The 13159-nt window shown below is 53.8% G+C and carries 13 protein-coding genes; 2 read left to right on the plus strand and 11 right to left on the minus strand.

Annotation, left to right across the window (positions count from 1 at the left end):
• Positions 1-119: 119 nt before the first annotated feature.
• The 11 genes from IV91_RS0101140 to IV91_RS0101190 all read right to left on the minus strand — a co-directional run bounded on the left by IV91_RS0101140 (position 120) and on the right by IV91_RS0101190 (position 11034).
• Positions 120-2315 (minus strand): AAA family ATPase, encoded by a 2196-nt coding sequence (locus tag IV91_RS0101140; protein ID WP_031595360.1) that lies wholly within the window; start codon positions 2313-2315, stop codon positions 120-122.
• On the minus strand, positions 2312-3067 hold the full coding sequence (locus IV91_RS0101145; protein ID WP_031595361.1) for an isoleucyl-tRNA synthetase: 756 nt from the start codon (positions 3065-3067) through the stop codon (positions 2312-2314). Before IV91_RS0101145 ends, IV91_RS0101140 begins: the two co-directional genes overlap by 4 nt.
• Positions 3067-3489: a DUF6511 domain-containing protein gene (locus IV91_RS0101150; protein WP_031595362.1), complete on the minus strand. Its 423-nt coding sequence runs from the start codon at positions 3487-3489 to the stop codon at positions 3067-3069. The genes IV91_RS0101145 and IV91_RS0101150 overlap by 1 nt, the downstream gene beginning before the upstream one ends.
• The gene (locus IV91_RS18835; protein ID WP_150112342.1) at positions 3486-6173 is read right to left on the minus strand and encodes a DEAD/DEAH box helicase family protein; all 2688 of its coding nucleotides are present in this window, start codon (positions 6171-6173) and stop codon (positions 3486-3488) included. The genes IV91_RS0101150 and IV91_RS18835 overlap by 4 nt, the downstream gene beginning before the upstream one ends.
• A 13-nt stretch (positions 6174-6186) precedes the next feature.
• Entirely contained in the window at positions 6187-6780 is a 594-nt protein-coding gene (locus IV91_RS0101160; protein WP_031595365.1) for a hypothetical protein, read from the minus strand.
• 2 nt (positions 6781-6782) lie between these two features.
• The gene (locus tag IV91_RS0101165) at positions 6783-7661 is read right to left on the minus strand and encodes an ATP-binding protein (RefSeq protein ID WP_031595369.1); all 879 of its coding nucleotides are present in this window, start codon (positions 7659-7661) and stop codon (positions 6783-6785) included.
• Positions 7658-7972, minus strand: coding sequence for a hypothetical protein (locus IV91_RS0101170; RefSeq protein ID WP_031595370.1), 315 nt, complete (start codon positions 7970-7972; stop codon positions 7658-7660). The genes IV91_RS0101165 and IV91_RS0101170 overlap by 4 nt, the downstream gene beginning before the upstream one ends.
• A gap of 5 nt (positions 7973-7977) precedes the next feature.
• Positions 7978-8448: a hypothetical protein gene (locus tag IV91_RS0101175; protein WP_031595373.1), complete on the minus strand. Its 471-nt coding sequence runs from the start codon at positions 8446-8448 to the stop codon at positions 7978-7980.
• Positions 8445-8657 carry a helix-turn-helix domain-containing protein gene (locus IV91_RS0101180; RefSeq protein ID WP_031595375.1) on the minus strand — a complete coding sequence of 71 codons (213 nt, stop codon included), beginning with the start codon at positions 8655-8657 and terminating at the stop codon, positions 8445-8447. The genes IV91_RS0101175 and IV91_RS0101180 overlap by 4 nt, the downstream gene beginning before the upstream one ends.
• Positions 8658-8840: 183 nt before the next feature.
• Complete coding sequence (locus IV91_RS0101185) at positions 8841-9842, minus strand: hypothetical protein (RefSeq protein WP_031595377.1); 1002 nt, start codon at positions 9840-9842, stop codon at positions 8841-8843.
• Positions 9790-11034, minus strand: a complete 1245-nt coding sequence (locus IV91_RS0101190) for a hypothetical protein (RefSeq protein WP_031595379.1) — start codon at positions 11032-11034, stop codon at positions 9790-9792. The genes IV91_RS0101185 and IV91_RS0101190 overlap by 53 nt, the downstream gene beginning before the upstream one ends.
• Positions 11035-11240: 206 nt before the next feature.
• Between IV91_RS0101190 and IV91_RS0101195 the strand changes: the two genes are divergently transcribed.
• Both IV91_RS0101195 and IV91_RS0101200 read left to right on the plus strand, forming a co-directional pair.
• The gene (locus IV91_RS0101195; RefSeq protein ID WP_031595380.1) at positions 11241-11561 is read left to right on the plus strand and encodes a helix-turn-helix domain-containing protein; all 321 of its coding nucleotides are present in this window, start codon (positions 11241-11243) and stop codon (positions 11559-11561) included.
• On the plus strand, positions 11558-12451 hold the full coding sequence (locus IV91_RS0101200) for an ImmA/IrrE family metallo-endopeptidase (protein ID WP_031595381.1): 894 nt from the start codon (positions 11558-11560) through the stop codon (positions 12449-12451). Before IV91_RS0101195 ends, IV91_RS0101200 begins: the two co-directional genes overlap by 4 nt.
• The last annotated feature ends 708 nt before the right edge of the window (positions 12452-13159 follow it).

Below are 13159 nucleotides of genomic sequence, written 5' to 3' on the forward strand. Positions count from 1 at the left end.
GGGCATTTGTAACCGGCATAACCTATTGATTTGACTGAAAAGCAGTTTGCAACCAGTTTGCAGATTGCAGAAAACTGGAGCAGATTGCAGAACTTTTGCAAACTGGTTTTGTGGCGTATTCATGCGATATCACTCCCCTGGTTAATGTCCTCTTGATAGACCCACACCTCAGGGTTTTCCACCGGCATAGCGGCACCTGATTGTGGGCATTTGTAGTGGGTGGGCTGCACACTCAACTCGCGCATGGGGATCTCGCCGGTGTTCAGATTGGGGTCGCCACAGAGGATGTGAAACACCATACCCTCGACGCAGAGAAAGCCGAACTTGGTGCGCTCGCAAGGCGGTAGGCCGTAGTCCTCGCCGTTGCGGAAATATTTGACATACCCGTTGGTGGCCAGCACCGAGAGCCGATCATTGATGGTGCGGTTGGCTCCCAATCCGGCTTTGCCTTCAAACGCTTCAGCAAACTGGTTGGTGGTGTAACAGCGGCCCTGGGCTGCCTCATCAAAGAGGATCTGCAGAATCACATCGCGCTTGCGCCGCCGCTCGGCATCAAGCCGTTCGCCATAATCCTTCCTGATCAAGCGTTCACTTGAGTTCACCTCACGCCATTCCCCATTGATCTTATCCACGGCCTTGACTGGAAGACCGGGGCCATTGCGCAACTCGAACAGGAGTTGGCGGGTCGTTCGCGCTTCATCAGGTCGATACAGCAGCATTCCGCTGGAGTAGTAACCACGCAGGCTTCCAGCCCCGGCCAGTGCCTGGAACGGATCTTCCTCGAATTGCTTCTTTCCAAGTTTGCGGGTGTGATGAGCCAGAATCACTCCCGCCTGCGGGTTTATGGCATCACGCAAACGCTCCACCCGCTGCGACAGGAAGAAAAGCATTGCCCCATTGTCATTTTCTCCACCCGCATCCCCTCCATCGAAAACATTGCGGATCGGATCGATGGCGATGATGTCCGGTAACCCATCCATGAATGCGTTACTTACCGCCGGAATGATTTGTGCCAATCCTGCCTCGTCAAGGATCAATCGCAATTGGGGGGTTGCCACAAAGTTGACGCGCGCCTCAAACAGACGGCTGGCAGGGAGAACAACTGATTTCGCCCGTTCTCTCAAGTAGTGGTACTGCACCTCGGCTTGCAGATAAAACACTCGCAAAGGGCGAGGAGGGCACATGCCAAGAAACACGGCGCCTGCCGCCATGTGGGTGAGCCATGCCAGTAGAAAATCACTCTTGCCGACCTTGGGAGCACCACCAAATACCAGTAGTCCTCCTGGCGTAAGCACACGGGGCGCGATGAGATCGTCAGGCAGCGGCGAATCGTCATCGAGCAATGCACCCAAAGAAAAAGTGGGGAGTTTGGCCAGTTCTGCCTTGACCACACGGCGTTCGCCCTGCGTGATGAATGTCCGGCAGTCGAATCCTTCGGCCATTGCATCTGCCGCGTCCCATTTGTCAGGTTTATCCGTTGGCGGCACGAGAATAGCCACGGCATCACAACCTGCCGTTACACAAGCCCTGGCTGCGGCTTCGGCGTAATCCCAACCGGGGGAATCCCGATCAGGCCAGATCACTATCTTTTTTCCAGCCAAAGGGCTCCAGTCGGTCTTGTTCACTGGGGCCTTGGCCCCATTCATGGTCGTGGTGGCGATGATGCCGCTAGTGATCAGTGCCTCAGCGCATTTTTCTCCCTCGACCAGAACGACTGCCTGTGCTGCCGAAATTGCAGGGAGGTTATACAACGGTCTTGGGTCAGGTGTGCGCCACATCCGGGCTCGTACATCCCAAGGGCGGTATTCCTTGCCAGAGGGGGGGTCGTAACGGTATACGCAGGCCAGCAATTCTCCCGAGGTCGTCAGGTAATCCCACTTTGCCGTGTAGGGTCCTAATTCATCCAGAGGAATGACTTTTGCGTGTAAAGCGGTTCGATGAACTGTAGTAGCAGGCAGATGCCCCAACCAACTTCGGAGTTGTTCCATGACTTGCGGAAAATCGTGACGCGTGGATAATCCCCTGAACCGCGCCCACAGATCGATAGGGTCGCCACCCTCATCCGTGGCAAAATCCTTCCACAAACCCCGTCGTGACCCTTCCAGTTCCACCACCAGGCTCCTGCCCGGTGAACCCTCGATATCCCCTACATAAAATTTGCTCCCACGAATTTTTCCTTGTGGAAACATCTCGAACAGAAAATCTTCCAGTCTATCCAGCAAGGCTTGGCGCAGGACTTCGGTATCGGCGGCCAGATCACTGCTCGGATTTGAGGCGCTGTTGTAATCGAGCCAGATCACTGGTTCGTTCGTCATGCGCCCCTCCAGCAGTGGTTCTGCCACGAACAGAACTTGCACTCCTGATGAGTTGGGGTCATCGCAAAACGTGGCAAGATTTCGCCTGCTTCGGTGGCGCTTATCACGCGCACTGCGCGATCGGACATGCGCTGTGCAAGCCATCCATCGAAGGGAATCCACTCAAACCATAAATCCTGAGTGTCCTTGTTGATGGCGGTGAATAGCGCAGGATTTTGAGAGATGCCAGGAACACTGGCCTCCATGTACGCCTGGTAGATCGCCATCTGGGCCGCATAGATTGGCTTGGATTTGCTGACACCTTGCTTGACCGTATCGCGCCATGACTTGTCGTTCATGGTCTTGCATTCCCATAGGGCGGGATAGGTCAACTCAAGTGATTCAGGACCACCATTGAGAATTCCGTCCACATGACCCTGAATTCGGCCACCTGCCACTGAAAAGCCGAACTGCCCACCATTAGCCTTGCGGGTATAAATCTCAAAATCCGCCAAACGCAACCAGCGGATGGCTAAATCCTCCAACACATGCCCCACTTCAAACACGCGCAGAAGCCGCCCTGAAAACTCTCTTCCTTCATCCACAGGGATATGCAGATATTCGTATTGCAACGCGCGTTCGCAAGCCATACCAAGGCGGGATGCGCCCAGATAGCGACGCGCCTCTTCATTTCCACGTTCTTTCATCAGAGCGACATCAATCAAACCGGTGAGATTTTCATGCAGTTTGGGACGATGATTGAAATCCAGCATCAGATCAGCCCTCCACTCGAACAAGCCTTTCCTTGCGAAATCAGGCGCTCTTCCAAAAATGCACGGTTTTTTTCTGCCTGTTGTTCGTGTTCAGCAATCATGCGGTCCTGATAGGCCGTAATCACTACCTCGATCAGCATCAATACCTCGTCACGGCTGTAATCAGCCATGGTGCGTTCCATGCCGATGGCCCCTACATAGTCACCCAATGGAACAAGGCAAGCCTTCATGGCGGAAAACTCCATGTCAGTCGGATCAATCATGCGTCCCTCCGTTTTTTCCATGAGATTGCTGAAAGCATCCTGGCAACGCCGGGAACAGAACACCCATTGATCCGAGTAACGATTGGGGTCGCTGCGTCTGAGATTGGAGTTGACCCAGCAAAAGCCCCGAGCCGTGCGATAGCAGACAGCGCATTTCACGCTACCTCCCGATAACTGTCGCTGGCAGCCATCACCAACCTCTGGATCGAGGCCTTGTTGAACTGAAAGGACAACAGTGCCGAAGCCCGATAGCGGGTCATGCCAAAATCGGCACGAAGCGGTTCCGGCAAATAGTGCAGTTGTTTCTCGGTCGGAGGTTCATTGAGCCAGCGTCTGGATTTATAAGCCGAGTCTGCGGTTTCGTGATCATTGAGCCAGTCATCTGTCTTGGCCATGCATACCGTGCGCTCGCCCAAGGTCAAAAGTTTTGGTGGGAGATTTTTCCCGCCACCGACCGCGTGCCAGCGACCATTCATGAAGAACACGCCACCCCAGGCATTGAAACCCGTGGCCATCAGCGCATCATCAGCCCCAAATAGGTCGCACCATCGAAAGTTGGATCGATTGAGCAGATCGATTTCGCTCATCACAAAATCACTGAGCACATCCACTGCCTTGCTCTGTCGTTCCCAGACATGACCGCAAATCGGACACTCCATCACGGCCAGCGGAACGATTGCGTCGCACTCTGGACAATCCTTGGTTGGAGCCTCTCCATCGATCAACTGCCCATCTAAATCGATCGCTTGCTCCAGTGAACCGTGCATCAGACTTGCCGTGCCAAAATCCAGTACGATGCACTCCGTCTTGATGACGCCTGGAAATTCCCCCGGGTCCACGGTACGCAATCCTCGGCCAACCATCTGGATGAAGGTGGATTTGTAGGAACTGGGGCGTAGCAGGATGACGCAACCGGTGGGGGGGTAGTCATAACCTTCGGTGAGCACCGCCACATTGATCACCACCTGCGCATCGCCGCTTTGGTACTCGACCAGTCGCGCCCGGCGATCCCCATCGGGCAACTCACCATGGATCAGCACGGCGTGAACGCCTGCTGCAAGAAAGGCCTCGCACACGTTTTGCGCGTGCGCGATGGTCGAACAGAAAATGATGGTTTTACGGTCTGAGGCTTTTTCTTTCCAGTGTCTGATCACCTCATCGTTAATCAGTTTCTTGTCGAGGATCGCCGCCACCTCGTCCATGTCAAAATCAACCGCTGTGCGTCGCACCTTGCTCAACGCCTCCTGAGCGCCCACATCGATTACGAAGGTGCGTGGTGGTACCAGATGACCACTGGCGATCATTTCTCCCAAAGTGATCTGATCCGATACATTGGAGAACACTTCTCGCAACCCCTGGCCATCCCCTCGGTTTGGGGTGGCGGTGAGACCACAGATCGCAGTTTTTGGGTTGCGACTCAAGGCTTGGTCAATCACGGCGCGGTAGCTGGGTGATGCAGCGTGGTGTGCCTCATCGATGATCAGCAAATCCAGTGTTGGGAGTTTCTTCAAATGTTCTGGCCTTGCGAGGGTCTGCACCATGGCGAAGGTAGTTTGACCGTGCCAGGACTTTTCATTGGCATCGAACACCGAGGTAGACAGCCCAGGATTCACCCGCCTGAACTTGGAACGATTCTGATCCGTCAATTCAGTGCGGTGGGCCAGGATGCAAGCCTTGGTATCGGGCTCAGACAACAGGTTGCCAGCCACTGCCGAGAGCATGATGGTCTTGCCGGAGTTGTGAGTGACCGTGAAATCGCCCAGCAAATAACGGCGATCGCCATCGACTGTGAAGCCGAAGTAGTCGCCGGTACCTGCGGGATGAACCGTGAACCCGGTACGCAAGACATTCTTGACCTGCCGACGCGGTGGTGCCTGCTTGCGCAAAACCCGAACTGGAATGCGGTCGCAGTTGCCGCTGATGTAGACACGCCAGTAGTCGACCCCGGCAACAATCTTGCGCCGCAATGTGGCCAGAAAGCCCAGACTACGCGCGACGAAGGCGACATCCTGTGCCAACTGATGCGAAAGGCTGCAATATTCGTACATCACCTTACGCGACAGGTGACCGTCGGTGTCGAGTAAACCCGCGAGGACCGCTAACCGCGTGTCCCGGTCACCGCGCTGATAAGCGACAGGCAAAAACTTATTGGCCGCCCCTATTCCGTGCAGACCAAGCGAACGTAGCACCTCAATCAGCACATTGCTAACTCCACGAGTACCCACCAGATGGTAGGTATTGGCAAGATTGTCCGGCAACTGCTCAACCCGAACCCTCAGCCCCATTTGCATGGCCTGCACATAGATCGTCTCGGCAATCTCCGCATCGGGGGTGGTTACATTGACGCCATGCTTGAGCCCACCATCGCCCAGGAGCACGCCCAGGAAATATGGATCGACAGTCGGCGGCGCATGAACGGGGAAATCTGCCGGAACACGAAATAGTTTGTGCAGGTGACGGAAGTTCGGGGTGGCGTCGAGGTAGTCGGTCAGAACAACATCAACGATTTCACCGGCATGCGATCCACGACCCCCGTTGGTGCACACGAGCGTCAAGATGTGTCCGGCGTTGACGACGAAGGGATCACCTTTCATCGGGCGAATCTCGAACATCGCATCCTGACCGCGATGCAGTTCGAGGACCTGCCGGGGCGTGCTGTCCGGCCCCATGAGGCGATCACCCGTGATGATGTGCTCAACGAGTTTCAGAGTGCCGTCGTACATCAGAATCTGTGTACCTGCTGCATGACAGCCGGTGGGAGCCACAGCGAGCGTATTGCCATGCTGATTCAGCGCGGTCAGGGTTCTCTGAACCAGCAGGGATTGGCGAGGACGAAGCATCATGATGCATTCCCCCTCATTGAGCCCAACTGGGGCGACCCGGAACCGGCTGCTGTCCCAAGGGTTGCGCTTGGCCATGGGATGCGGCTGGGGTAAGAACCGGGCGCGTGGCACCCATCAGCGCGGGGTAGTCCTTGTGATCCGGTGTCACAGCGGATTTAATGACACTTTTATCTTTCCCATTCAGGTCTTTTTCCCAATCGACCCGACCCAGGAACTCGATACCGTCCAGTTCCGAGAACCCCTTGATGCATCGGGCGTTTTGAGCACTCGGGTTATTGTCGTCCGGGTGAATTCCGCGGGCGGAATTGAGGATCGCCTTGATGAAGGTGCGACCCATGTTGGCCCATTCTTCCCCCTTGGGGCTGTGTAATCCAATCAGGGACCACAGTTTGCGTCGCGCATAGGGTCCTTCCAGCACCACGAACCCGCAGTTGAGATAGACCGAACCCGTATTGGGGTTGCGGGTGGCATACCCTCCCGTCCATCCCAGAGAGGGATCATCAAAACCGCCCGGCTTAATGGTCGTTCTGACCCGCACCAGTGAGCCTTTCGGAATCAGGTCAAAGGAGGATTGTTCGGCAGCAGAATTGAAATTGAAGTAACTCATGATCATGACTCCTGAGACAAGTTGGATTCGTTGGAAGGAAGAAGGACGGGCGACCTGACAAACTCCAGTCGCTCGGAAGCCGGTTTTGCTGGACCTGCGATTTTTTCCATAAGACGGCCAAGATGCGGCTCCTCGATGCCATCGAGCCGACCTGAGCGGTCCTTGGCCGGATAGTTCCAGTGGTTGAGCGTGTGGCAGACAAAAGCGCGGTAACTGGAACCATCATCAGACTTCAGTTCGGCCAGGGTGATGACTTCATCAACAATCCCCGGTAATTCCAGGCCCGTCTTGGAACCATCGATCTGCAATGAAAAAACACGCCGATTGAAGTCATCGAGAGATTCGTTCAAGATGCCCACGAACCAGACATTCTTGCCACGAGTATGCTGCAGATGAGTGAGCCAGGCGATCATTTCCTGGCCCATCAAGCCGTATGCGCCGCGCGAATCCGGTTTGCCTGTTTTTTCTGAATAGGCCTGCGGTTGGCCCTTGCACCACTGCAGGCACAGACGCCCGGCAACGGTGATCGAGTCCACAAACACGGTGTCGTACTTATTCAGTGCCGACGGATCACCAAAGCGCTCGCAGATCGCGTCGAAATGCGCCTGGCTGTAGGGCTGATCATCTCGGAGCGCCGGGTTGGGACCGCCAATGAACACGGCAAAATCGCGGCATTCCTGCCAGGTGCGCGGACGAATGGTATCGCCCGCCCAATCCTCTACGGCGAGGTCACCAGCCTCAAGGTCGAAGAACAGGGTGGCAGCCGGGTTCAGGGTCCAGAGTTGCGAGGTTTTACCAATTCCAGATTTTCCAATGAGTACACCTTTGACGCCACGCTTTTCGGCCAAGCGCTGGTCGGCTGTAATGATGGGAAGGCTCATTTGGATTCCTCCTCATGACCGATATCCGCGAAGGCTTCGGCTACCGTGCAAGTTCCGATAGCCCCGCGTTTGCGGGCCAATTCATACAGATCCCGCAGGTTTCTCAGGTCGCGCAACTGGACACTCAACTCCTCATCCAGACCCTGGATTGCAAAAGATAAATCATCGACAGTGGCTTCTTCCATGGGGCGCACCACCTCGTCGGCCCGATGGCCTTCAAGCGCAGGAATCCGGATGGTCTCGGGAAGGTATCGCAGGGAAAACGCATACCGGGTACGCAGTTGATGTAGCAATTGAGAGGGGTTTTTCATGGGAGTTACTCCTTGATCAGTGCAAGACGAAATCCGGGTTTTCCGGTCTTGAGGGTGCGGGCTGGGATAAATGCACCTTTGAGCGAGTCAGGCCATGCGTTGAATTTGGCCTCTGAAACGCGGTAGCTGATCTCGATGTACTGGGCTGGGTCGTCGCCGTTGGCCGCGATGCGGCGCGAGATGTCGGCCAGTTGCTCCTGATCCCATTCCACCCTCTTGGGAAAATCAGCAGTAACACGAACTTGACCGTCATCGAAATGCACAACTCCTGTGTCCTTGCCAACTGCCAGACGCAGTTGATGGGCACGGGCGCCATAACGTAGATTGCTGACGCAATCAATATGCTCGATGACGGCTTTGGCAACAGCCAGCAGATCCATCGCATCATTCTTGAGCTGAAACAGTGACTCTCCGGATTGCTGGGCGAGTTCGCCGGCAGGGGTGTTCAGAATTTGGATTATGGTGATGTGACTCATGCCGCACCTCCGGCATTGACACGTTCAGATGTGCTTTTACGAAGACTTTCTGACTCGAATGCTTCTACGTCCTCATGGCGGTACAGGACACGCCCTTGCAGTTTCAGAAAGACAGGACCGATTCCTTCGGACCGCCAGCGTTCCAGGGTGGCATCGCTGATGTCCCAACGGTCAGCCAATTGGCGTTGGTTGAGGTGTTTGACACTCACATTCTTCTCCTTACGGGTGATTGCGAAAACGTGAGGTCAGTATCGGGTTTGGTATGTGCGGGCGTCAGCCAACGCCATGTACGGGCTGATGTACGGGATCAGCAAGAACGGGAAAAAGCGGATGCCAGAAAACAAAAAACCGCCCGAAGGCGGCTATGCGTGGTGATAAAGATTGCTGCTGCATTATTCCAGTTTGAGGCCGTACCCTTCGTTGTCATGTTCGATGTAGTCGAGCCATGTATCATTACTGCTGAAAATGCTTGCGACCCGCTTGCCTTTTGCCGCATCCCTTGAACCGTAAACGGCAACCAAAATGTCTCCGGCAGAAACACGAATGCGGTTTTTCTTGAACTGCTCGACCAGATACTTCACTACCGCGATTTGCTTGACTCCCTTGATGGTCCAGGGCTTGTCAGCCTTGTTGGCGATGACCAGAGTGTTGGCGTACGGGTCGAAGCGAACTGGGAGCGACTTTTCTACTTTTCTTCCGGCCGGTGCCACCAGCAAGCGGCGGATTAGATCGGTATCAATGTTTGGCTTGACCGCATAATCCACCAGCGCGCTGGCAATTGGAATAATGCGATAGCTTCGAGGCGGCGGCACAATGTCAGGCAGGGGTTGCCCCGTAGTAAAAATCAATCCATGCTCAGGAATTGACGGCGCCTCAAAATGAGCAAAAACCTGATCGATACATGACGACAATCCTCGGACCAGCCATACGTTCATCTGCACGTTCCCAATTCGCATCTTGCCAAGATTCCAAAGCACCCCATCGATGGCCGGTATTGTGATGCCACGTCGGTGGACTTGTGGAATTCCGAGCAGTTCCGCCAGCAAGGTCAGCAGTTTGACGGCAGGGACCGCATACACGGCCACAAGATCAACTGCGACATATTTGGTGCGAAAGGTCTCTGGACAGCGGTAGTGGTATCGTCCCGGATCCTCGTCCTCCCCGATTTCAACCGCAATCCGTTCGTCACCGCAGGGTGCCGGATAAAATCCAGCATAACCGACACAATCCGTCCATGCCTTGATTTCCGGCTTTGACAGGAAAATGCGCCCGAATAAATTCCACCCAGGCACACCTTGTAAGCGCTGGCCATCAGATCCAACAATTGACTGGTTTGACCGATCAAACAGACTGATGAGGGCAAGCAGCGATTGAGTGGATAGTTGGTTTGGCATTCCCGATCTCCTTCACCAGATGCCACTTGGCCAGCAAGCGGTCACATAATGCCCGATCTTTTTCCCGCTTGGTCTTGATGTTGCACTTATTCTCTTCGCGCAGAATTATGGTAATTGTGCGAGACCGTTCCTTATCAATTTTTTTCAGACGGATGGATAATTTGGCGTAACTGAGGAGGTGATCACGGAAATCAAATGTTGGTAAAATCAGCGATTTTGCGGCAGTGTAAATACTGTCGACATCCTTTGCCGAGGTCTTGACCACCAATGATCGGTAGTTCGAATCTGAATAGCCCAACTCGATCACTTTGGCGGAAGTTACATCCTCTCCTGATATATCAAACGGCTGGGGTGTAGCAAGGCTCTGGTAATCGTAGCGTTTGAGAGGGATTTTCGTGCCGGTAATGGGTGACTGTAGCAGGGTATCCGCTACGATCCGTGCCAGAGCCTCTCGACCATCCGTATCCTTTGATAGTACCTCGAGGTAACCGTGGGTTGGCTCATAGGTGATGTGCGACGACACTGCTCGAATTACTTCCTGATGCACCAGTTCACTGGCTTTCACGCAATCGACAATTTCAGGTGGCCGGTTGTGATGGATGCTGAACTGATACAGAGCCACATCATCGCCAGTCTGGGTATCAGGGCGCAGACGTTTGAAAATCTGGATCGCAACACCATCTTCGGAACAGCCCAACTGGACAGCAACGGATTTATGAAATGCGGCCTTGGAAGCCTCATCTCCCAAGACAGGGAGATTGGATGGAGCCATGAAACCCGAATAGCAGGAGGCGCTCTGACGGAAAACATCGGCCTGCCTGGCATCAAGTGCTTCCCTGAATAGTACGGGTTCGTTGATATAAAGCCACAAGGTGCGTTCATACTGGTTGGCGATGATCGCGAAAGTTTCACGGCTTGTATCATCAAAAATGTCCGCCGAAAACCCGTCCACCACATCTTGTCCCGCTCCGTCCGACAGCAACACGATATTTTCGGCGACTTCCTCGATTTTCTGGCGCTTATGAACATCCAGACCAGATACTGCCGCCTGCATTGTTGCACGCTGTTCTCTTTTGCCCAACTTCGAGTTTGGTTCGGGCCATTCCAGGCCAAATTCTCCAGTTATAAATTCATGAAAAACTGCCGGGGGCAGATGGCCCAGCAGATGGGTAATATTTTGAGCATCATTCATAAACATCCCTTCATCAGTAAGTTGGACGGGTTCATATCAGCCCGATTTCCCCTGCTTCAGGTTGGGGATGTGCTGACCGACATCGTTCGGCGTACCGAACAATTCGGATTATTTCAGAGGATTGATAGGTTTGTCAAACAGGCACGAGATCGTTCTTTTTGGTGGTACAATTTGCAGGTTGTTGACAACAAATGGAGGATAGAAAAGTGCCGTCCCCCTTGGGTGATAAAATCCGGGCATTGCGTAAAAACAAAAGGATGAGTCTGGATCAGTTGGCTGATCTGACGGATTCCAGCAAGAGTTATATTTGGGAACTGGAAAACAAAGACGATCCGAAACCATCGGCTGACAAGATCGGCAAGATTGCGGTCGCCCTTGAAGTCACTACTGAGTTCCTGCTCACTGAGTCCTCGGTCACACCGGACGAAGCAGTGCTTGATGAAGCGTTCTTCCGCAAATTCAAAGCCATGTCCGAGCCGGACAAGAAAAAGATCAGAAGAATCATTGATGCTTGGGAAGATGAATGACAGAACCCAAAAAGCCTATGGCCGAGGCCAATCGAATCTCCTCAATGCTCAATCAGGTGCTGGGCATTGAACGTTTTCCCGTCCAGGTGAATGAGGTGGCTCAGGAATATTCCCGGCAGTGTTTCAAAGATTCGCCGATCGACAGAATTCAGGGCGAGGATCTGGACGGTTTCGATGGCCTGCTGAAAGCGAACAAGATGAGGTCGAAGTGGCTGATCCTGTACAACAGCGCCAGGCAATCAGATGGCCGTAAACGGTTCACGATTGCCCATGAATTCGGTCACTACATCCTGCATCGCCATCAGCAGGATATTTTTGAGTGTGGTGATGGTGACATCGAGACGGGGGATAACAACGAACGTGACATCGAGGCTGAAGCGGATTTGTTCGCATCGACGCTGCTGATGCCGTTGGACGACTTTCGGCGCCAGGTGGAAGGACAACCGATCAGTTTTGATCTTTTGGGACATTGTTCGGACAGGTATGGCGTTTCCTTGACTGCTGCAACCTTGCGCTGGATTGAAATTGCGCCCAAACGGGCAGTTTTGGTTGCCAGTCGTGATGACCATATGCTCTGGGCCAAGTCAAACAGGGCAGCACTCAAGTCTGGCTCATACTTTGCGACCCGGCGTAACACCATCGAGTTGCCCCGCGATGCTTTGGCGCACAGTTACCACGGCTTTGACTTGGCCGATAACCGCACGGGCCGTGCCCGGTCCTGGTTTTGCCGCGAGCCGTCCAGCATGCCAGTGACCGAAATGGCCCGAGAGGCAGGCCAGTACGATTACACACTGACGCTGTTGCTGATGCCCGATGCTGAATGGCAAGGGCCAAATCATGACGAGGAGGAACCTGAAGACACCTTCGAACGTTTCATTCGGAATGGGTAAATATCCATACTCCGTGATTGATACGCTCACCAGAACAGCGAACATATCAAGGCGGCGATGGACAAAATGGAAGAACGCTACAAAAAAGCTGTATAAATTTTGGGTATCCGAGTTTCGTGATTGATATTGGATCGACATGCGGCATTGCATCAAATTGGTGGAGCAGGTGCGCTATCACTGTCACCCTGTATCAGGCGAAAAAGCGCCCTTTCCCTCCACACAACTTTATAAATACGTCGCCCGAAAGCCGCCACTCGTAGCATGCTGCATCCGACCCGCTGCGGCCATTGGCCTTCGCAATTCCACAGACGGCAATCGCCTCATTGCTGCCGGATGAACTGTCATGGGTTCAAAGGCAGGTATCCGAGTTGAGCGGACGCTTGGCGCGTCAACCCACGGACTGGAGTTCTGCCATTGCGGTCGTTTCAGTAATCTGAATCTTCGTCTGCTGTTGTATCCATTGCGGAAGTTCTAATCACTTCGGGCGCGCCAGAAGAGATGAATCTGGGCACTGGGAAACGTCAATCTCACTGCGCTCTCTTTAAATCGGTTAACGAAATGATGGGAGGAGGATGATCTAATACCTGAATCCGTGTTCGTTATTGAAAAACTTTCACCCAAGACCGAATCGACATGAATTTGACCGGCCAGTCTTTCAAAACCTCAACGAATTTCCATTCGGCTGAGTTTTTGTCGCCCGGTTTTTGT

It is taken from the genome of Ferrovum myxofaciens (genome assembly GCF_000735045.1).
In the GTDB taxonomy this organism is placed as follows: Bacteria; Pseudomonadota; Gammaproteobacteria; order Burkholderiales; family Ferrovaceae; genus Ferrovum; species Ferrovum myxofaciens.